This is a genomic window from Pseudomonas sp. Soil_N_39, from assembly GCF_057655955.1.
The window spans coordinates 42,668-61,479 of record NZ_JBDGLI010000006.1; the positions used below are offsets into that span (position 1 = coordinate 42,668).

At 62.3% G+C, this 18,812-nt stretch carries 16 protein-coding genes and 1 riboswitch; of the genes, 12 read left to right on the plus strand and 4 right to left on the minus strand.

Translation table 11 applies throughout. The features are described 5' to 3' along the window. The first annotated feature begins 29 nt into the window (after nucleotides 1-29). The gene (locus AC3A5O_RS10955) at nucleotides 30-851 is read left to right on the plus strand and encodes an HDOD domain-containing protein (protein WP_487753179.1); all 822 of its coding nucleotides are present in this window, start codon (nucleotides 30-32) and stop codon (nucleotides 849-851) included. 148 nt (nucleotides 852-999) lie between these two features. Here the strand turns inward: AC3A5O_RS10955 and AC3A5O_RS10960 are convergent, their stop codons facing one another. Both AC3A5O_RS10960 and AC3A5O_RS10965 read right to left on the minus strand, forming a co-directional pair. Then, entirely contained in the window at nucleotides 1,000-2,391 is a 1,392-nt protein-coding gene (locus AC3A5O_RS10960; RefSeq protein ID WP_122566067.1) for a sensor histidine kinase, read from the minus strand. Beyond that, nucleotides 2,384-3,055 carry a response regulator gene (locus AC3A5O_RS10965; RefSeq protein ID WP_003198779.1) on the minus strand — a complete coding sequence of 224 codons (672 nt, stop codon included), beginning with the start codon at nucleotides 3,053-3,055 and terminating at the stop codon, nucleotides 2,384-2,386. Before AC3A5O_RS10965 ends, AC3A5O_RS10960 begins: the two co-directional genes overlap by 8 nt. A gap of 426 nt (nucleotides 3,056-3,481) precedes the next feature. Here AC3A5O_RS10965 and AC3A5O_RS10970 point away from each other — a divergent pair, with 426 nt between their 5' ends. The 4 genes from AC3A5O_RS10970 to AC3A5O_RS10985 are packed head-to-tail and all read left to right on the plus strand — an operon-like array spanning nucleotide 3,482 to nucleotide 7,540. After that, nucleotides 3,482-4,474 carry a Bug family tripartite tricarboxylate transporter substrate binding protein gene (locus AC3A5O_RS10970; RefSeq protein WP_122566066.1) on the plus strand — a complete coding sequence of 331 codons (993 nt, stop codon included), beginning with the start codon at nucleotides 3,482-3,484 and terminating at the stop codon, nucleotides 4,472-4,474. Nucleotides 4,475-4,529: 55 nt separating this feature from the next. Beyond that, a complete protein-coding gene (locus AC3A5O_RS10975) occupies nucleotides 4,530-4,991 on the plus strand; it encodes a tripartite tricarboxylate transporter TctB family protein (RefSeq protein WP_122566065.1) in 462 nt (153 codons plus the stop codon). Nucleotide 4,992: 1 nt separating this feature from the next. Then, complete coding sequence (locus tag AC3A5O_RS10980) at nucleotides 4,993-6,507, plus strand: tripartite tricarboxylate transporter permease (RefSeq protein WP_305470119.1); 1,515 nt, start codon at nucleotides 4,993-4,995, stop codon at nucleotides 6,505-6,507. Continuing rightward, nucleotides 6,500-7,540: an AbrB family transcriptional regulator gene (locus tag AC3A5O_RS10985; protein WP_122566063.1), complete on the plus strand. Its 1,041-nt coding sequence runs from the start codon at nucleotides 6,500-6,502 to the stop codon at nucleotides 7,538-7,540. Before AC3A5O_RS10980 ends, AC3A5O_RS10985 begins: the two co-directional genes overlap by 8 nt. A gap of 260 nt (nucleotides 7,541-7,800) precedes the next feature. Here the strand turns inward: AC3A5O_RS10985 and ung are convergent, their stop codons facing one another. Further along, nucleotides 7,801-8,493 carry a uracil-DNA glycosylase gene (gene ung, locus AC3A5O_RS10990; protein ID WP_305482946.1) on the minus strand — a complete coding sequence of 231 codons (693 nt, stop codon included), beginning with the start codon at nucleotides 8,491-8,493 and terminating at the stop codon, nucleotides 7,801-7,803. Nucleotides 8,494-8,624: 131 nt separating this feature from the next. Here ung and AC3A5O_RS10995 point away from each other — a divergent pair, with 131 nt between their 5' ends. Further along, the gene (locus AC3A5O_RS10995; protein ID WP_305470117.1) at nucleotides 8,625-9,737 is read left to right on the plus strand and encodes an enoyl-CoA hydratase/isomerase family protein; all 1,113 of its coding nucleotides are present in this window, start codon (nucleotides 8,625-8,627) and stop codon (nucleotides 9,735-9,737) included. 196 nt (nucleotides 9,738-9,933) lie between these two features. On the opposite strand, the gene AC3A5O_RS11000 is transcribed toward AC3A5O_RS10995, so the two are convergent. Continuing rightward, on the minus strand, nucleotides 9,934-10,344 hold the full coding sequence (locus AC3A5O_RS11000; RefSeq protein WP_122566061.1) for a hypothetical protein: 411 nt from the start codon (nucleotides 10,342-10,344) through the stop codon (nucleotides 9,934-9,936). Between the two features lie 304 nt (nucleotides 10,345-10,648). Then, a riboswitch (guanidine-I (ykkC/yxkD leader) is annotated at nucleotides 10,649-10,750 on the plus strand. A gap of 60 nt (nucleotides 10,751-10,810) precedes the next feature. Here AC3A5O_RS11000 and AC3A5O_RS11005 point away from each other — a divergent pair. From AC3A5O_RS11005 to uca, 6 genes are all read left to right on the plus strand, one after another. Then, nucleotides 10,811-11,878, plus strand: coding sequence for a putative urea ABC transporter substrate-binding protein (locus AC3A5O_RS11005; RefSeq protein WP_305470115.1), 1,068 nt, complete (start codon nucleotides 10,811-10,813; stop codon nucleotides 11,876-11,878). A 15-nt stretch (nucleotides 11,879-11,893) separates the two neighbouring features. Beyond that, nucleotides 11,894-12,709 carry an ABC transporter permease gene (locus AC3A5O_RS11010; protein WP_122566059.1) on the plus strand — a complete coding sequence of 272 codons (816 nt, stop codon included), beginning with the start codon at nucleotides 11,894-11,896 and terminating at the stop codon, nucleotides 12,707-12,709. Further along, a complete protein-coding gene (locus AC3A5O_RS11015; RefSeq protein WP_122566058.1) occupies nucleotides 12,706-13,491 on the plus strand; it encodes an ABC transporter ATP-binding protein in 786 nt (261 codons plus the stop codon). The genes AC3A5O_RS11010 and AC3A5O_RS11015 overlap by 4 nt, the downstream gene beginning before the upstream one ends. 13 nt (nucleotides 13,492-13,504) lie before the next feature. Continuing rightward, complete coding sequence (locus tag AC3A5O_RS11020) at nucleotides 13,505-14,230, plus strand: urea amidolyase associated protein UAAP1 (protein WP_305470112.1); 726 nt, start codon at nucleotides 13,505-13,507, stop codon at nucleotides 14,228-14,230. Between the two features lie 11 nt (nucleotides 14,231-14,241). After that, on the plus strand, nucleotides 14,242-14,883 hold the full coding sequence (locus AC3A5O_RS11025; RefSeq protein ID WP_122566056.1) for an urea amidolyase associated protein UAAP2: 642 nt from the start codon (nucleotides 14,242-14,244) through the stop codon (nucleotides 14,881-14,883). Nucleotides 14,884-15,168: 285 nt separating this feature from the next. Next, nucleotides 15,169-18,810, plus strand: coding sequence for an urea carboxylase (uca, locus tag AC3A5O_RS11030; protein ID WP_487753180.1), 3,642 nt, complete (start codon nucleotides 15,169-15,171; stop codon nucleotides 18,808-18,810). Nucleotides 18,811-18,812: the final 2 nt, after the last annotated feature.

Sequence of the window (18,812 nt, forward strand, 5' to 3'; positions counted from 1 at the left end):
CATTTGTCGCAACACCCTAGAGAACCGAAATGAGCGATTTGGCGGATAAGGTCCAACGGGATTTGGTGCAGGCCATCGATAACGATGACTTGGTTCTGCCAACATTACCGGAAGTGGCCATGCAGATTCGCCGGGCCGCCGAAGACCCGGAAATCAGTGTCAGTAACCTGAGCAAAGTGATCGGCCGCGATACGGCCCTCTCGGCACGCCTGATAAAAGTGGTCAACAGCCCACTGCTGCGCGCCACCCAGGAAGTCACTGACCTGCACACGGCCATCACTCGGCTGGGCGTCAACTACAGCAGCAATCTGGCCATTGGTCTGGTGATGGAGCAGATTTTCCACGCCCGCTCCGAAGTGGTGGAACTGAAGATGCGCGAAGTCTGGCGCAAAAGCCTGGAGATCGCCGGCGTCAGCTATGCATTGTGTCGTGGTTACACCCAACTCAAGCCCGACCAGGCCGCATTGGGTGGGTTGGTGCATCAGATCGGCGTACTGCCGATCCTCACGTATGCACAGGACAACAATGAGTTGCTGTCGGACCCGGTCAGCCTCAATCACGTCATCGAGACGATTCACCCGATACTGGGGGACAAGTTACTCAGTGTCTGGGAGTTTCCGGAGCGGTTGGTGAAGCTGCCGGGGTTGTATCTGGATTTCGACCGCGACTCCAAGCAAATCGATTATGTCGACCTGGTGCAGGTCGCGGCGCTGTATTGCTACAAGGACACCGACCATCCTCTGAGCAAGATTGACGTATTCGGCGTCCCGGCCTTCAAGAAACTGGGCATCGACCCGGAGAACAAGGCCCGCTGCGCGGATATTGAAGAAGCGCGGGCGATGTTCTATTAAGCAGGTCGGACACCTACGAACTCGTAGTCAGGCCTGAATCTGCGACCTGTGGCAACAGGATTTGTGGGAGCAAAGCTTGCTCGCGAAACAGGCGCCTCGTATAAAGACCGTGTCGCCATCATCGCGGGCAAGCCTTGCTCCCACAGAATCAGTCTGCGCCTGGAATAAAACTCACCCGCACCTTCAACCCGCGCACCTCCCCGTCGTGCAAAGTGATCTGCGCCAGATGAGCGCGGCAGATTTCGCCGACGATCGCCAACCCCAGTCCCGAACCGGCCACTTGCTGGTTGCGTCGATAGAACCGCTCGAACACCCGGTCGCGTTCATGCAAGGGAATGCCGGGCCCATCGTCCTCGACCTCCAGCACGGCCGGTGCAGACACCCGCAGGATCACATTGCCGCCCGATGGGGTATGGGCCAGGGCGTTGTCCACCAGATTGCTCAACAGCTCGTTCAACAAGGTCGGCTCGCCCCGCAGCCATACCGGCTCGTCGGCTTCCAGGGCCAGCGCCACGCCTCGGGCATGGGCCAGCGGGGCCATGGCCATGCCCAACTCTCGGGCCAACTGACTGAGGTCAAGCAACTGCGCGCCGCCTTCGGCAATCGCCCGGGCACCATTTTCCACTCGCGCCAGGGACAGCAACTGGTTGGCCAGGTGAGTCAATCGATCGGTCCCCTGGGCCGCGGTTTCCAGGGTTTCACGCCAGGTCGCCGGCTCGCTGGCACGCAAGCCCAGCTCCAGGCGCGCCTTGAGCGCGGCCAAGGGCGTGCGCAGTTCATGGGCGGCATCGGCAATGAACTGCGCCTGGCGTTCGAACTGCCCGCGCAGGCGCTCGGTGAAATGGTTGAGGGCCCGCACCAACGGCCATAATTCGTGTTGCACCTCCACCAACGGCAGCGGCCGCAGATCGTCCGGCTGGCGCTCCTCCACCGCCGTGCGCAAGCGCTCCAACGGGCGCAACGCCGCACTGACCGCAAACCACACCAACAGCAGCGCGCCCACGGCCAGCATGCCCAGGCGCAACAGCGTGTCGGCCATCAGCCCGCGGGCCATGCTGACCCGCGCCTCTTCGGTCTCTGCCACGCGAATTTCCGCCATGCCGTTCATGTTCGGCTCGCTGACCGCCTTGAGCAGGCTTACCACCCGCACGTTCTGCCCCTGATATTGGGCGTTGTAGAAGCGCGCCAGGGCGGGGTAATCATCCGTGCGTGGCGTTCCCGGGGGCGGACCGGGGAGGTTTTCGTAACCGGAAATCAACTTCTTGTCGATGTCATTGACTTGGTAATAAATGCGTCCGGCGCTGTCGTAGGCAAAGGTGTCCAGGGCCACGTAGGGCACATCCGCGCTGAGGCTACCGTCGCGCTGGGACAAGCCCGCGGCAATGGTCCGGGCCGAGGCCAGCAGGGTCCGATCGTAGGCAGTGTCGGCAGCCTCGCGACCGTTCCAATAGGCGCTCAAACCGCTTGCAAGCATCAATACCACCAGCAGCAGTGCCAAGTTCCGAAGCAGCCGCCAGCGCAGGCTGTCGGGCTTATGCATTGCGGTTTTCCAGCAGGTAGCCCAAGCCGCGGAACGTCACGATCGCCACCGCATGGCCGTCGAGTTTCTTGCGCAGGCGGTGGACGTAGATTTCGATGGCGTCGGGGCTGGCTTCTTCGTCCAGGCCGAACACCTGGGCCGCCAGTTGTTCCTTGCTCATCACCCGTCCGGGTCGGGCAATCAACGCTTCCAGCACGGCTTGCTCGCGGGATGTCAGGGTCAGCAATTCATCGTCGAGGGTGAAGCGGCGGGTGTCCAGGTCATAGACCAGTCCACCACATCGCTGCTGGCGCTCGCCGCCCAGTACGCTACGGCGCAATAGGGCCTTTACCCGGGCCTCCAGTTCAGTGAGCTCGAATGGCTTGGCCAGGTAATCGTCGGCACCGAGGTTGAGGCCATGGACGCGGTCCTTGACGTCGCTGCGGGCGGTCAACATCAGTACTGGCAAGGTCTTGCCGCGCGCCCGCAGGCGCGCCAGCACCTCGAAACCGTCCATGCGCGGCAGCCCGACATCGAGCACCGCCACAGCGTATTCCTCGCTGCTCAAGGCCAGGTCGGCCGCGACACCGTCGTGCAGCACGTCCACGGTCAAACCGGTGCTCTTGAGCGCTTGGGCAACGCTTTCGGCGAGCTGCAGATGGTCTTCGACGAGCAGAACACGCATGGGTTATTCCTCGATTCAGGGATGGTCGACGCCATTCTTTGGCGCGGAGTTTACAGCCGCATCCGTCGCTGTGGAGGCAAAAAACATTTTGAAAGCTTTTGAAAGGTTAGCGAAAGGTTGGGCCATTAGAGTCCCTTTACGGATAGTTTCGACTGCCCGCCGCGACGCCCCATCGCGAACGAAAAATGCCTCGAAGCGTTTTCGCCCTATAAGAAAAATAAAAGCGGAGTATTCACCATGCCGTCCATGCAGCTCCAGGCCCCAGCGCCTGCTCGCCCTTCTCGCTTCAATCAGACCGCCCTGAGCGGTGCCACCACGCATTCAATTCCGATAACGACCTGCGCCGATCATCAGCGATGACCGGGGGCGGGAATCCGTCAACGACAAATTTCACCACACACAACAACAACTCCTGTGGAGACGACAATGAATCTATCACTGCGTAAAGTAGCCTTGGCAGCCGGATGCCTGATGTTCGCCGGGCAGTTGCTCGCCGCTGATCCATCCAAAGAACCCAAGCGTCCCGAATGCATCGCCCCGGCCGCCCCGGGCGGCGGTTTCGACCTGACATGCAAACTGGTGCAAAGCGCACTGGTCAACCAGAAGCTGCTGACCAAACCCATGCGCGTGACGTACATGCCTGGCGGCGTCGGCGCGGTGGCCTACAACGCAGTGGTTGCACAGCGCCCGGCCGATGCCGGCACTCTGGTGGCCTGGTCCAGCGGTTCGTTGTTGAACCTGGCCCAAGGCAAGTTCGGCCGCTTCGATGAAAACGCCGTGCGCTGGCTGGCCGCCGTTGGCACCAGCTATGGTGCCATTGCAGTGAAGAGCGACTCGCCCTACAAGAATCTCGATGACCTGGTACAGGCCCTGAAGAAAGATCCGGGCTCCGTGGTAATCGGTTCCGGTGGCACCGTGGGCAGCCAGGACTGGATGCAAACCGCGTTGATCGCCAAGGCTGCAGGCATCGATCCGCGCAAACTGCGCTACGTGGCGCTTGAAGGCGGCGGTGAAATCGCCACGGCCCTGCTCGGTGGCCATATCCAAGTGGGCAGTACCGACATCTCCGACTCCATGCCGCACATCCAGAGTGGTGACATGCGCCTGTTGGCGGTGTTCTCCGATAAACGCCTGGACGAGCCGGAAATGAAAGACATTCCGACGGCCCGTGAACAAGGCTACGACATCCTCTGGCCGGTGGTTCGCGGCTTCTATCTCGGGCCGAAGGTCAGCGATGAAGACTACGCCTGGTGGAAAGACGCCTTCGACAAACTGCTGGCTTCCGAAGAGTTCGCCAAGCTGCGTGACCAGCGCGAGCTGTTCCCGTTCGCCATGACCGGCCCGGAACTGGACACCTACGTGAAGAAGCAAGTGGCTGATTACAAGGTGCTGGCCAAAGAGTTCGGCCTGATCCAGTAACCGTCTCTGTTCTCGCGGCGGCGCTGGTACTGTCAGCGCCGCCCAGGAGTTAGTCATGCTCACCATCCAACGTATTTTTGCCGCGGTGCTGCTGCTGGTTTGTATCGGCCTGGCGCTGATGGCCTGGCCGTATCAGGCCGCCTTTTCCTATGAACCGGTCGGCCCGCGCGCCTTTCCATTATTGATCCTGGGACTGATGGGCCTGGCGCTGCTGTACATGCTGTTTCGCCCTACGCCCGTCGTGCACAGCGACGACGACCCGCAACTGGACCGCGAAACCCTGCAGAAGATCGGCATTTGCGTGGTGCTGTTGCTGGTCTTCGCCGGGACCTTCGAACCCCTGGGCTTCATCGTCGCCAGCATCCTGATCGGTGTGCCGATGGCGCGCCTGTATGGCGGTCGCTGGGTACCGAGCGTGGTGATCATCAGCCTGATGGCCATCGGTCTTTATCTGTTGTTCGACAAGCTGATGGACGTGCCGCTGCCCCTGGGCCTGCTCGACGTCCTGGAGAATTGATATGGATACCCTGAATTATCTCGGCCAGGGTTTTGGCGTTGCACTGACCCCCTACAACCTCGTCACGGCACTGACCGGCACCCTGATCGGCACCGTGGTCGGCCTGCTGCCGGGCCTGGGCCCGATCAACGGCGTGGCGCTGCTGATCCCGATCGCCTTCGCGCTGGGGCTGCCGCCGGAATCGGCGCTGATTCTGCTGGCGGCGGTGTACCTGGGTTGCGAATACGGCGGACGCATCAGCTCGATCCTGCTCAACATCCCCGGTGAAGCCTCCACCGTGATGACCACCCTCGACGGCTACCCGATGGCCCGTCAGGGCCTGGCCGGGGTGGCGTTGTCGCTGTCAGCGTGGAGTTCGTTCATCGGCGCGTTCATCGCCACCTGCGGCATGGTGTTGTTCGCACCGCTGCTGGCCAAATGGGCGATTGCGTTCGGGCCGGCGGAATACTTCGTCCTGATGGTGTTCGCCATTGTCTGTCTCGGCGGCATGGCCGGCGACCGACCGCTCAAGACGTTCATCGCGGCGCTGATCGGCCTGTTCCTGTCCAGTGTCGGGATCGATGCCAACAGCGGCGTCTACCGCTTTACCGGTGACAACATCCACCTGACCGACGGGATTCAGTTCGTCGTGCTGGTGCTGGGCTTGTTCTCCATCAGTGAAATCCTGTTGCTGCTGGAGAAAACCCATCGCGGCCAGGAAGCGGTGGAAGCCACCGGGCGGATGATGTTCAACATCAAGGAAGCGGCCTCGGTGTTCTGGGTGAACATCCGCTGTGGCGTGCTCGGTTTCATCATGGGCGTATTGCCTGGCGCGGGCGCAACCCTGGCCAGTGCCGTGGCCTACATGACTGAAAAACGCATCGCCGGCACCAGTGGCACGTTCGGCCAGGGCGACAAGCGTGGTCTAGCGGCGCCGGAAACCGCCATCGGCGGCGCAGCCTGCGGCGCACTCGTGCCGATGCTGACCCTCGGCGTTCCCGGCTCGGGCACCACAGCGGTGATGATCGGCGCGCTGTCGCTGTACAACATCACCCCGGGTCCCTTGCTGTTCCAGCAACAGCCGGACATCGTCTGGGGCCTGATCGCATCGTTGTTCGTCGCCAACATCATGCTGGTGATCCTCAACATTCCGATGATCCGTGTCTTCACCCGCATCCTGGCGGTGCCGAACTGGGCATTGGTGCCAGTCATCGCGATCATCACCGGGATCGGTGTCTATGCGGTGCATGCCACCACCTTCGACCTGTTCCTGATGATCGGCATCGGTATCTTCGGCTACATCCTGCGCAAGTTGGACTTCCCGCTGTCGCCTGTGCTGCTGGGCTTCATCCTCGGTGGGCTGATGGAGCAGAACCTACGGCGTGCGCTGTCGATCTCCAACGGTGCGCTGGAGATCCTCTGGTCGAGCCCGATCACCTTCGGCTGCTGGATCCTGACGGCGATCATGTTGCTCCTTCCTCTGCTGCGCATCTGGCGTCGTCGCAGTGCTCAGCGTCGTGCCCTGGCCAATGTCTGAGGCGACCTTCAGACATTGGTGGGGAACACCGCTGGTCGGCCTGGCCGGCGGTTACCTGGCCAGCCTGATCGGCTGGCCTTTGCCCTGGATGGTCGGCTCGTTGCTGGCGATCATCCTGGTGCGCTGTCTTACGCCGTGGCAACTGATGGAAATCCCCGGCGGCCGTAAATGCGGCCAATGGGTGGTGGGCATCGGCATCGGCCTGCACTTCACCCCCGTGGTGATGGAGCAGGTCCTGAGCCACTTCGGCCTGATTTTCTTCGGCGCGCTGATCACCAGCGTGTCCAGCGTAGTGAGTGTCTGGCTGATGCGTCGCACCGGCGAGGACCGCGCTACCGCGTTTTTCTCGAGCATGCCGGGCGGTTCCGGCGAAATGGTCAACCTCGGTGCCCGCAACGGCGCGGACCTCAGCCGTGTCGCGGCGGGTCAGAGCCTGCGGGTGCTGGTGGTGGTGCTGTGCGTGCCGGCGGCGTTCAAGTATCTGTTGGGCGAAGGTGCGCCGGTGCAACACGCCACGACGGTGGACTGGCTGTGGCTGGCGCTCCTGTTTCCGGCGGGCGCCCTGCTCGCCTGGGTCTGGGAGCGCTTGCGCCAACCCAATCCCTGGTTGTTCGGGCCGTTGCTGGTGAGTGCGGCGGTCAGCATCGGTTGGGACCTGCACATTGGCCTGCCGAACGGCGCCAGCCAGATCGGCCAATGGCTGATCGGCAGCGGGTTGGGTTGTCATTTCAACCGGCAGTTCTTTCGTCGGGCACCGTCGTTCATGGGCCGCACGTTGGTTGGCACGGTGTTGACGATGCTGATTGCCACGCTTGCAGCCCTAGGCTTGAGCACCTTGACCCATCTGGATCTGCGTTCGTTGACGCTGGGCATGATGCCCGGCGGCATCGCGGAAATGAGCCTGACGGCGGAGACGCTGCAACTGTCGGTGCCGTTGGTGACGGCGTTGCAGGTGATGCGGTTGCTGTTCGTGCTGTTTCTGGCGGAGCCGTTGTTCAGGTATTGGACGCGCAGGCCGGGTTCAAACGCTTAAACCGAGTTGCCTTCATCGCGAGCAAGCTCGCTCCCACAGGGGATTTGCGGCGTACAAAAATCGGGTGGCCACTGAAGATCAATGTGGGAGCGAGCTTGCTCGCGAAGGCACCGGCACATTCAACATCACCGCCGCTGGTCCACCGCTTTCGCGAGCAAGCCCGCTCCCACAGGGGATTTGCGGCGTACAAAAATCGGGTAACCACTGAAGATCAATGTGGGAGCGAGCTTGCTCGCGATGGGGCCAGCCCGACTAGCGCATCAAACCGGCGGCAACCGCCACTCGATCGGCGTCTCGCCCTGCTGCTGGAGAAACTTGTTGGTCCGGCTGAAATGCCCGCAGCCGATGAAACCTCGGTGGGCCGACAGCGGTGACGGGTGGACCGAAGTCAGCACCAAATGCTTGGTCGCATCGATCAGCTTCTGCTTGCTCTGGGCATGGGCGCCCCACAACAGGAACACCAAGTGCGGCTGGTGTTCGCTGACGACTTCAATGATCCTGTCAGTAAAATGCTGCCAACCTTTTTTGGCATGGGCGTTGGCATTGGCGCGCTCCACGGTCAGGGTCGTGTTGAGCAGCAATACGCCCTGGTCGGCCCAGCTCTGCAGGTAGCCGTGATTCGGGATATCGATGTTCAAATCGCGCTTCAATTCCTTGTAGATGTTGACCAGGGACGGCGGTGTCGGCACGCCCGGCTGTACCGAGAAGCACAAGCCATGGGCCTGGCCTGGACCGTGGTACGGGTCTTGGCCGAGAATCACCACCTTGACCTTATCCAGCGGCGTGGAATTGAGGGCGTTGAAAATCAGTGGAGCCGGCGGATAGATCTCCTTGCCGGCGGCGTATTCACTGCGCAGGAACTCACGCAACTCCGCCATGTAGGGCTGGTCGAACTCGGCACGCAGTGCCTGCTTCCAGCTCGGTTCGAGTTTGATACGGTCGTCAGCAGTCATGGTTGCATCCGGTAAAAACAATGGGCGCACCCTAGGAAAGCCTACAGGGCTTGTCAATTGATCTGACGCAGAACCGGCACTTTCCTACGCAGCGGTCATACTGAACATTCAAATTTCTGATCGAGGTCACGATGAATCTGCACTTCGAAGAACTCACCGGCATCGACGGTGCCCGTATCGGCATCGCCACCCTGGACGCCGAAAAATCCCTGAACGCTCTTTCCCTGCCCATGATCAACGCCTTGCGTGATCGCCTCGATGCCTGGGCCAGGGAGCCGCAGGTCGTTTGTGTGCTGTTGCGCGGCAATGGCGCCAAGGCCTTCTGCGCCGGCGGTGAAGTGCGCAGCCTGGTGGAGGCCTGCCGCGCTCATCCCGGCGAGGTACCGCCGTTGGCGGCACAATTCTTCGCGGCCGAATACCGCTTGGACTTTAACCTGCACACCTACCCCAAGCCCTTGCTGTGCTGGGGCCACGGTTATGTACTGGGCGGTGGCATGGGGCTGCTGCAAGGCGCCAGTACCCGCATCGTCACGCCCAGCAGCCGCCTGGCCATGCCGGAAATCAGCATCGGCCTGTACCCGGATGTCGGCGCCAGTTGGTTCTTGTCACGCCTGCCCGGCAAGCTCGGGCTGTTTCTCGGCCTGACCGGTGCCCATATGAATGCCCGGGACGCCATCGACCTGGGCCTGGCCGACCGTTTTTTGCTGGATGAACAACAAGACGACCTGATCGAAGGCCTGCTGCAGCTCAACTGGCAGGAGCAGACCGAGATGCAGCTCAACAGCTTGCTCAAGGCTCTGCAGCAGGAAGCCATCGCCCAACTGCCCGAAGCCCAATGGCTGCCGCGGCGGCCGAAAATCGATGAGTGGTTGGATGTCAGCGATGTGCGCTGCGCCTGGAAAGCCCTCAGCCTGCTGGTGGATCACCCTGATCCACTGATCGCCCGCGCCGCCAAGACCATGACCGAAGGCTCACCGTTGACCGCTCATCTGGTCTGGGAACAGATCGCCCGGGCCCGACATTTGTCTTTGGCCGGTGTGTTCCGGATGGAATACACCCTGAGCCTCAACTGCTGCCGTCATCCGGAGTTCAGCGAAGGTGTGCGGGCGCGATTGATCGACAAGGACCACAAGCCGCACTGGCATTGGCCGGACATCAACCATGTGCCTGAAGCGGCGGTCGAGGCGCACTTTCACAAGGCCTGGGAAGGCCGGCATCCATTGGCGGATCTGTCCAACGAGTAAAGATCTGGGTGACATTCTGGAGAGTGCCATCTGTGGGAGCAAAGCTTGCTCGCGATGACAGGGTATCAGTCAGCCTCCCGGTGACTGGCATACCGCTATCGCGAGCAAGCTTTGCTCCCACAAGCGTTGTCCTATCGGGTTTATTACAGGCATAAAAAAACGGCGCTCAATGCGCCGCTTTTTTTCTGCCCAGAGATCAGCGGTGGTGGCCCCGTCCATCGTGATTGCCGCGTCCACGGTCATGATCGCCGCGTCCCCGATGATCACGCCCGCCTCGACCACGTCGGTCGTCGTTCCAGCCGCCCCGGTTATGGCCGTCCCAGCCGCCCCGGTGTGGGTAAGGTCGATACGCCGCTCGCGGTGGCGAGTAATAGCGTGGGCCTTGCTGGTAGTAACGCGGTGCCGAGTAATAGCGGGGCGCCGATTGGTAGTACCGCGGGGCGTAATAACCACGCGGTGCCGAATAATAACTCCCACCACCGTAATAGACCGGTGCCGGTGAGGTGTAGACCTCGGAACGGTAGTAGCTCGAATCTCCGTCGTAATAAGGCACGCAGGCCGAAAGAGTCAAACCGAGAAACGCAATGAGCAGCAGTCGTCGATACATGGCGGCCTCCTGGACCGCGGATGGGCCACATCAGCGACGCTGATGGGCGGCAGTCAACGTTGTGTGACTGACAACTACTCAGACAGCCAAATCGGAATCTGGTGCGACCTGGCAACAACTAGAAACATGTCCCTCGTCGCCCTCTTCCGGTGCGCGAGGGCACCACAAATAAGCACAAATCCGCCCTTAGTCCTCCCTTTCCAACACTTGCCCCCTCTGGCCCGGGCCTTTGCCGGAATTGGCACGGCTCTCGCTTTAACAAACTCCGTGCAGGAGTCATCACAGGTTCGCGGCACCACAATTTGCAATGGCTGACTAGGGTTCCGGCTCGCTTCTGGCGAGTGGCTGGTCCGAGAGTTGGCGACCTCCAGTTGAGGTTACACGGCGGGACAAAAGCCCGGGAGACAAGCCACCGTTCGCGGTGCCGCGTTGCTCCTGTCCGCCCTTGATCAACTGGAGAACCACCATGTTCAAGCTTCGTCTGTCTGCCCTGCTCCTCGCCGCACTCTCGGCCCTCGCGAGCTTCTCATCCGCCGCCGCACAAAAAGACCACTTCAGCGTCTGCTGGACCATTTACGCCGGCTGGATGCCCTGGGAATACGCCGGTAGCCAAGGCATCGTCGACAAATGGGCAAAAAAGTACGGCATCAAGATCGATGTCGTGCAGCTCAACGACTACGTCGAATCCATCAACCAATACACCGCCGGACAGTTCGACGGCTGCACCATGACCAACATGGATGCCCTCACCATTCCCGCCGCCGGTGGCGTAGACAGCACCGCGCTGATCGTCAGCGATTTCTCCAACGGCAACGACGGCATCGTCCTCAAGGGCGAGGGCAAGAAAGTCGCTGACCTCAAGGGCATGGACGTCAATCTGGTGGAATTGTCGGTGTCCCATTACCTGCTGGCCCGCGCCTTGGATTCGGTTGGCCTCACCGAGAAAGATCTGAAAGTCGTCAACACCTCCGATGCCGATATCTCCGCCGCCTTCAACACCGACCAAGTCAAGGCCGTCACCACCTGGAACCCAATGCTCTCGGACATCAAGGCCCAGCCTGGCATGAGCGAAGTGTTCAATTCCAGCCAGGTTCCCGGCGAGATCATGGACATGATGGTGGTCAACACCCAGACCCTGCAGGACAACCCGGCCCTGGGCAAAGCGTTGACCGGTGCCTGGTTTGAAGTGGTGGCGCTGATGAACGCAAAAAACGCCGCCAGCCAGGCCGCGTTGGAACACATGGCCAAAGCCTCGGGCACCGACCTCAAAGGTTTCCAGGCGCAACTGGACACCACCAAGCTGTTCGCCACGCCCAAGGAAGCCCTGGGCTTCGCCACCAGCGAGCAACTGCCCACGACCATGGGCAAGGTGGCCGAGTTCTCGTTCCAGCACGGCTTGTTGGGCGAAGGCGCCAAGGACACGAACGCGGTCGGCATGGCGTTCGCCAATGGCGTGACCCGCGGCGACAAGGCCAACCTCAAGCTGCGCTTTGACCCGACCTACGTACAGCTGGCCGCCGACGCCAAGCTGTAAACCGGAGGACCTGGCATGCGCCTGATCAACCGCTACCCGGATCGTCCCAGCCGCTTGTTGCTGGTGATCCTGCCATTCGCGCTGGTGTTGTTCGCCTACTTCATGGGCTCGGCCGAACGGTTGACGGATAACCCCAACGACAAATTGCTGCCCAGCGCCGTGCAAATGGCCGATGCGGTCAAGCGCCTGGCCTTCACCGCGGACGCCCGCAGTGGCGACTACCTGCTCTGGCAGGACACCGCGTCGAGTCTGCGGCGGCTGGCCATCGGCTTGGGTATCAGCGCCCTGGCCGGGCTGTGCCTGGGCATTGCCGCCGGTACGTTGCCGCTGTTTGGCGCACCGCTGTCGCCGCTGCTCACCGTGGTGTCGATGGTGCCGCCGCTGGCCATCCTGCCGATCCTGTTCATCGTCTTCGGCCTGGGGGAACTGTCAAAAGTGATGCTGATCGTGATTGGCATCACCCCCTGCCTGGCTCGCGACCTGGAACAGCGCGCCCGGGAAATTCCGTCCGAACTGCTGATCAAGGCCCAGACCCTCGGCGCTTCGACCTGGACGTTGATACTGCGGGTGGTGCTGCCGCAACTGCTGCCGCGCCTGTTGATTTCCCTGCGGCTGATGCTGGGTTCGGCCTGGTTGTTTCTGATCGCGGCCGAAGCCATCGCCTCCACCGACGGGTTGGGCTATCGGATTTTCCTGGTGCGCCGTTACCTGGCGATGGACGTGATCTTGCCCTACGTGATGTGGATCACCCTGCTCGCCTGGCTGATGGACTGGGGCCTCAAGCGCCTGACCCGCCGAGCGTTCCCCTGGTACGAGGGGGCGAAGGCATGAGCTTCATCACCGTGAACAATGTCTGGCAACAGTATGCCGATCAGGTGGTACTGGAGCGTTTGAACCTGAGGGTCGCCGAGGGTGAGTTCTGCACACTGGTGGGGGCGTCGGGTTGCGGCAAGTCAACCTTCCTACGATTGCTGCTGGGCCAGGAACGCGCCAGTCGCGGACAGATTCTGCTGGACGGTGAACCCTTGGCCGGCGAGCCGGATGCCAGCCGGGGCGTGGTGTTCCAGCGCTACTCGGTGTTCCCGCACCTGACGGTTCTGGACAACGTCGCCCTGGGCCTTGAGTTGCCGCGCTCGCCGCTGCTGGGACGGCTGTTCGGCAATGCCAAGCGCCAGACCCGCGAAGAAGCCGCCCAACTGCTGGATAAGGTCGGCCTGGGCCATGCGCTGGACAAATACCCGGCGCAACTGTCCGGGGGCATGCAACAGCGACTGGCCATCGCTCAGGCACTGATCATGAAGCCCCGTGTCCTGCTGCTGGACGAGCCCTTTGGCGCCCTCGACCCGGGCATTCGCAAAGACATGCACGCCTTGTTGCTTGAGCTGTGGCGCGAAACCCGGCTGACGGTGTTCATGGTCACCCATGACCTGTCCGAAGGTTTCAGCCTCGGCACGCGCCTGCTGGTGTTCGACAAAGTCCGTGTCGATCCCCACGCCCCCGGCGCCTATGGCGCACGCATTACCTACGACATTCCATTGAACAGCGACCGCCGCATCCGTGCCGCCGTCGACGCCCTGCCCGCCGAACTGGCCGGCACGTTGCGTATCGCTTGAAAGGAGTTTTGCCATGACCGATTCGATCTCTATGTTCCCCCCCTTCGCCGAAGAGCTGCTGCCCGGTGGCGGCCACCGTTCCTTCGTGCTCAAGCGCGGCCAACTGCTGCGCCTGACCGACCTGCGCGGCGGGGCCAACGTGAGCCTGACGCTGCTCAATGCCAACGAGAAAACCGAACGCCTGAACCTGCCCGACAGCCTCAAATGCCAACACACCGCCAAGCTCACCGCCGGCCATTGCCTGTACTCGGACATGGGTCGAGTACTGGCGGCCATCACCGCCGACACTTGCGGCTGGAGCGACAGCCTCGGCGGCGTGCTCTGCGCCGAAGAGGTCGCTGAAAAATACGGTCAGGGCCGCTATCAGGAACTGCGCAACGGCTTCTTTCGCAACGGCACCGACAACCTGCTGGTGGAACTGGGCAAATGGGGGCTGGGCCTGTCCGACCTGCTGATGACCCTCAACCTGTTCAGCCGAGTCGATGTCGATGAGGCCGGAGGCTTTCATTTCGTTGAAGGCAACTCCCAGGCCGGCGACTACATCGAGCTCTATGCACCGATGGACACCCTGGTGGTGCTGACCGCACTGCAACACCCGATGGACCCGAACCCGCACTACGCCCCGCAACCGCTCAAGCTCAGTTGGATGAACGCCGACGCCAGCGTCGCCGAGCACTGCCGCCAGTCGCGCCCGGAAAACCAGCGCGGCTTCATCAACACCGACCGCCTGTTCGCCTGAGGATCGCTGCCATGTCACTCGCCATCGCCACCGTACCAAAGCAGCCTGAAAGCGCTATCTACCGCGCCACCATTCCCGCCGGGGAGCCCTGGCTGACGGAAGTCAAGAAGGGCCAGACCCTGCGCATCCTCGACCTGGAAGGCAACCAGGCGGTCGATACGCTGTTCTACAGCCTGGCCAACCCCAAGGAACGCTACGACGTGCAGCGCACCTTGCGCCGGCAGAACAGCGTGTACCTGAGCACCGGCAGCGTCCTGTACTCCAACCTCGGCCAGCCAATGCTGACCATCGTCGAAGACACCTGTGGGCGCCACGACACCCTCGGCGGGGCCTGCGCCCAGGAAAGCAACACCGTGCGCTACGCCTTGGAAAAACGCTACATGCACAGCTGCCGCGATAACTACCTGCGGGCCTGTGCCCACGACGGTCGGCTGGGCAAGGGCGACATCGGGCCGAACATCAACTTCTTCATGAACGTGCCGGTGACCGCAGACGGCGGCCTGACCTTCGAAGATGGGATCTCGGCACCGGGCAAATACGTCGACCTGCGGGCCGAGATGGATGTGATCGTGTTGATCTCCAACTGTCCGCAACTGAACAACCCCTGCAACGCCTACAACCCCACGCCAGCGGAGCTTTTGATATGGAACTGAAACTCAGCCGCCTGCGCCGCTGGCTGTTTGTGTTGTGCCAGAGCCGGTCGGGGCAATGCCTCAAATAACACCCTGATCCACTGTGGGAGCGAGCTTGCTCGCGATAGCGATCTGTCAGTTACATCAAGGTTGGATGTGCCGCCGCTATCGCGAGCAAGCTCGCTCCCACAGGGGACATAAGGTGTTTGGAAGTTTGCTGTCGGGGACGACCCCGCTGGCCATCGAAAACTGCGGGACGGCCCGCATCCCAGTTCAGGCAGCACGCATGCCTGAGGGGGCAATGCCATGTTCGAAAAAATCCTCATCGCCAACCGTGGCGCCATCGCTTGCCGCATCCTGCGGACCTTGCGCGAGCTGGAGGTCAAAGGCGTCGCGGTGTACTCCCAGGCCGACGCCGCCAGCTTGCATATCCAGCAGGCCGATGAAGCTTATTGCCTGGGCGATGGTGCGGCGGCCGGTACTTACCTGGCGGTGGATAAACTCCTGGCAATCGCCAAAAGCAGCGGCGCGACCGCGATCCATCCCGGCTACGGTTTCCTCTCGGAAAACGCAGCCTTCGCCGAAGCCTGCGAGGCCGCTGATATTGCTTTCATCGGCCCAACGCCGGAGCAACTGCGTGTGTTCGGCCTCAAGCACACCGCCCGCGACTTGGCTCGTCGACACGGCGTGCCGCTGCTCGAAGGCACCGAACTGCTCGACAGCCTCGACGCCGCGCTATTGGCGGGCACCCAGCTCGGCTATCCGGTGATGCTCAAAAGTACCGCGGGCGGCGGCGGCATCGGCATGCGCGTGTGTCGCAGCGCCACCGACCTGAGCGAATCCTTCGAAGCGGTCAAGCGCCTGGGCCAGAACAACTTCAGCGACGCCGGGGTATTCATCGAGAAGTACATCGAACGCGCGCGGCATCTGGAGGTGCAGGTATTCGGCGACGGCCAGGGCCAAGTGATCGCCTTGGGCGTACGCGACTGCTCGGTGCAACGGCGCAACCAGAAAGTCCTCGAGGAAACCCCGGCGCCGAACCTGCCCGAAGGCATGGCTGACGAACTCTGCGCAGCGGCGATCCAACTGGCCCAGGCGGTGAACTACCGCAGCGCCGGCACCGTGGAGTTTGTGTTCGACAGCGACGCGGGGCGCTTCTACTTCCTGGAAGTGAACACCCGCCTGCAAGTGGAGCACGGTGTCACCGAGCAGGTGTGGGGCGTGGACCTGGTGCGCTGGATGGTGCAACTGGCGGCCGGTGATCTGCCGCCACTGAGCGAGCTGGGCCAGGGATTGAAAGCCGAAGGCCACGCGATCCAGGCACGCCTGTATGCCGAGGATCCAGGCCGGGATTTCCAGCCAAGCCCGGGGCTGCTGACCGCTGTGAAATTTCCGCAGGCCGACGGCAAAGCACTGCGCATCGACACCTGGGTCGAGGCCGGTTGCCAGATCCCGCCCTACTTCGACCCGATGATCGCCAAGGTCATTCGCTGGGCGCCGACCCGTGAGCAAGCGCGGCTGGGCTTGCATCAAGCGCTGGACGAAAGCTTGTTGTACGGCGTCGAAACCAACCGCCACTACCTGCAACAGATTCTCCTCGACGCGCCGTTTGCCAGCGGTCAACCCTGGACCCGCTGCCTGGAGGCATTGGTCTACCGCGCCAACACCGTGGAAGTGCTCAGCCCCGGCACACAGACCAGCGTCCAGGACTATCCCGGCCGCCTCGGTTATTGGGCCGTGGGGGTGCCGCCGTCGGGACCGATGGACAGCCATTCGTTGCGCCTGGGCAATCGCCTGCTGGGCAATGAAGAAGGTGCCGCGGCGTTGGAAATCACCATGAACGGGCCGCGGCTGCGCTTCAACTGCGATGCGCGGGTGGCGGTGACCGGCGCGGTGATTGCCCTCACGCTCGACGGTGAAGCCGTACCGATGAACACCCCGTTGTCGATTGCTGCCGGCTCCACCCTGACGATCGGCACCATCGCTGGGGCCGGGGCGCGCAGTTACCTGTGCCTGCAAGGCGGCGTGCAAGTGCCGGATTACCTGGGCAGTAAAAGCACGTTCACCCTCGGTCAGTTCGGCGGCCATGGCGGACGGGCGTTGTGTACCGGCGATGTACTGCACCTGACTGAACTGGATGAGCACGCCGCGCTGCCACAACAGAACGCGCCGATCCTGGAGTTGCCGTCGGAACGGCAGATCCGCGTAATCTACGGCCCGCACGGCGCGCCGGAATATTTCACCGAGCGCTACATCCAGACCTTCTTCGACACTGCATGGGAAGTGCATTTCAACTCCAGCCGCACGGGCGTGCGCCTGATCGGGCCGAAACCTGAATGGGTTCGCGCCGACGGTGGCGAGGCTGGGCTGCACCCCTCCAACATCCATGACAATCCCTACGCCATCGGCGCCGTGGACTTCACCGGCGACATGCCCGTCATCCTCGGCCCCGACGGCCCGAGCCTGGGGGGGTTCGTCTGCCCGGTGACGGTGATCGAGGCGGACCTCTGGCAGTTAGGGCAGCTCAAGGCCGGGGACAAGGTGCGATTCGTGCCGGTGGATATATCGACCGCCCGCTCACTGGCCTTGAATTGGGCCCCTTGTGGGAGCGAGCTTGCTCGCGATAGCGGTCTGTCAGTTTCATCAAGGTTGGATGTGCCGCCGCTATCGCGAGCAAGCTCGCTCCCACAGGGTATGGGGTCGCCTGTGGTGTTGGATATTGGGCAGGACGACACCCGCCTGGTGGCGAGATTAGCCGGCGACACCCACCTGTTGCTGGAAATCGGCGCCGCCGAACTGGACCTGGTGCTGCGCTTTCGCGCCCACGCGTTGATGCAGGCTTTGGAACACAAACAACTGCCCGGCGTGATCGACCTGACGCCGGGCATTCGCTCGCTGCAAGTGCACTATCAACCCGAACAAATGCCCCTGGCCGATCTACTGAGCATCGTCGTCGGTGAGTGGGACGCCGTATGCGCCGCGCAGGACCTGCAAGTGCCGTCGCGCATCGTCCACCTGCCGCTGTCCTGGGATGATCCGGCCTGCCAGCTGGCCATCGAGAAATACATGACCACCGTGCGCAAGGACGCACCCTGGTGCCCGAGCAACCTGGAATTCATTCGACGCATCAACGACCTGCCCAACCTCGACGAGGTGCAACGCACGGTGTTTGACGCCAGCTATCTGGTGATGGGCTTGGGGGACGTCTACCTCGGCGCGCCGGTCGCCACGCCGCTCGACCCACGGCATCGACTGGTGACCACCAAATACAACCCGGCCCGGACCTGGACCGCGGAAAACTCGGTGGGCATCGGCGGCGCCTACATGTGCGTGTACGGCATGGAAGGGCCTGGCGGCTATCAGTTCGTCGGGCGTACGTTGCAGATGTGGAATCGTTATCGGGAGGTCGCGGCATTCGACGGCAAGCCCTGGTTGCTGCGGTTCTTCGACCAGATCCGCTTCTACCCGGTCAGTGCCGATGAACTGCTGCACAACCGCCGTGAGTTCCCGCTGGGCCGCTTCGACCTGAAGATTGAGCACAGCCAGCTCAACCTCGCCGACTACCAGCGTTTTTTGGTGCAGGAAGCCGACAGCATCGCCGCGTTCCGACAACAGCAACAAGGCGCCTTCAACGCCGAGCGCGAGCGCTGGATCGCCAGTGGCCAAGCGCACTTCGACAGTGAAGAACCGGCCGTCGCACCAAGCGAAGATTCGCTGCTGACCGAGGGTCAACTGAGCGTCGACAGCCACATCGCCGGCAACCTCTGGCAAGTGCAGGTAGACGTTGGTGCGCGGGTGGCCGCCGGTGATGTGCTGGTCATCCTGGAGTCGATGAAAATGGAAATCCCTCTGCTTGCGCCCTCGGCCGGCGTAGTGCGCGAGGTGCGCGTCCAGCCCGGTTCGGCGGTGCGTGCCGGACAACGCGTCGTGGTGCTGGACCGTGACTGAAC

Bases quoted from the DNA above. Each gene is read 5' to 3' on its own strand.
- AC3A5O_RS10995 (WP_305470117.1), top strand. From the start codon at position 8,625: ATGAATCTGCACTTCGAAGAACTCACCGGCATCGACGGTGCCCGTATC.
- AC3A5O_RS10965 (WP_003198779.1), bottom strand. From the start codon at position 3,055: ATGCGTGTTCTGCTCGTCGAAGACCATCTGCAGCTCGCCGAAAGCGTT.
- AC3A5O_RS10980 (WP_305470119.1), top strand. From the start codon at position 4,993: ATGGATACCCTGAATTATCTCGGCCAGGGTTTTGGCGTTGCACTGACC.
- AC3A5O_RS10985 (WP_122566063.1), top strand. From the start codon at position 6,500: ATGTCTGAGGCGACCTTCAGACATTGGTGGGGAACACCGCTGGTCGGC.
- AC3A5O_RS10960 (WP_122566067.1), bottom strand. From the start codon at position 2,391: ATGCATAAGCCCGACAGCCTGCGCTGGCGGCTGCTTCGGAACTTGGCA.
- AC3A5O_RS10975 (WP_122566065.1), top strand. From the start codon at position 4,530: ATGCTCACCATCCAACGTATTTTTGCCGCGGTGCTGCTGCTGGTTTGT.
- AC3A5O_RS11005 (WP_305470115.1), top strand. From the start codon at position 10,811: ATGTTCAAGCTTCGTCTGTCTGCCCTGCTCCTCGCCGCACTCTCGGCC.
- AC3A5O_RS11025 (WP_122566056.1), top strand. From the start codon at position 14,242: ATGTCACTCGCCATCGCCACCGTACCAAAGCAGCCTGAAAGCGCTATC.
- AC3A5O_RS11020 (WP_305470112.1), top strand. From the start codon at position 13,505: ATGACCGATTCGATCTCTATGTTCCCCCCCTTCGCCGAAGAGCTGCTG.
- AC3A5O_RS10970 (WP_122566066.1), top strand. From the start codon at position 3,482: ATGAATCTATCACTGCGTAAAGTAGCCTTGGCAGCCGGATGCCTGATG.
- uca (WP_487753180.1), top strand. From the start codon at position 15,169: ATGTTCGAAAAAATCCTCATCGCCAACCGTGGCGCCATCGCTTGCCGC.
- AC3A5O_RS11010 (WP_122566059.1), top strand. From the start codon at position 11,894: ATGCGCCTGATCAACCGCTACCCGGATCGTCCCAGCCGCTTGTTGCTG.
- ung (WP_305482946.1), bottom strand. From the start codon at position 8,493: ATGACTGCTGACGACCGTATCAAACTCGAACCGAGCTGGAAGCAGGCA.
- AC3A5O_RS10955 (WP_487753179.1), top strand. From the start codon at position 30: ATGAGCGATTTGGCGGATAAGGTCCAACGGGATTTGGTGCAGGCCATC.
- AC3A5O_RS11015 (WP_122566058.1), top strand. From the start codon at position 12,706: ATGAGCTTCATCACCGTGAACAATGTCTGGCAACAGTATGCCGATCAG.
- AC3A5O_RS11000 (WP_122566061.1), bottom strand. From the start codon at position 10,344: ATGTATCGACGACTGCTGCTCATTGCGTTTCTCGGTTTGACTCTTTCG.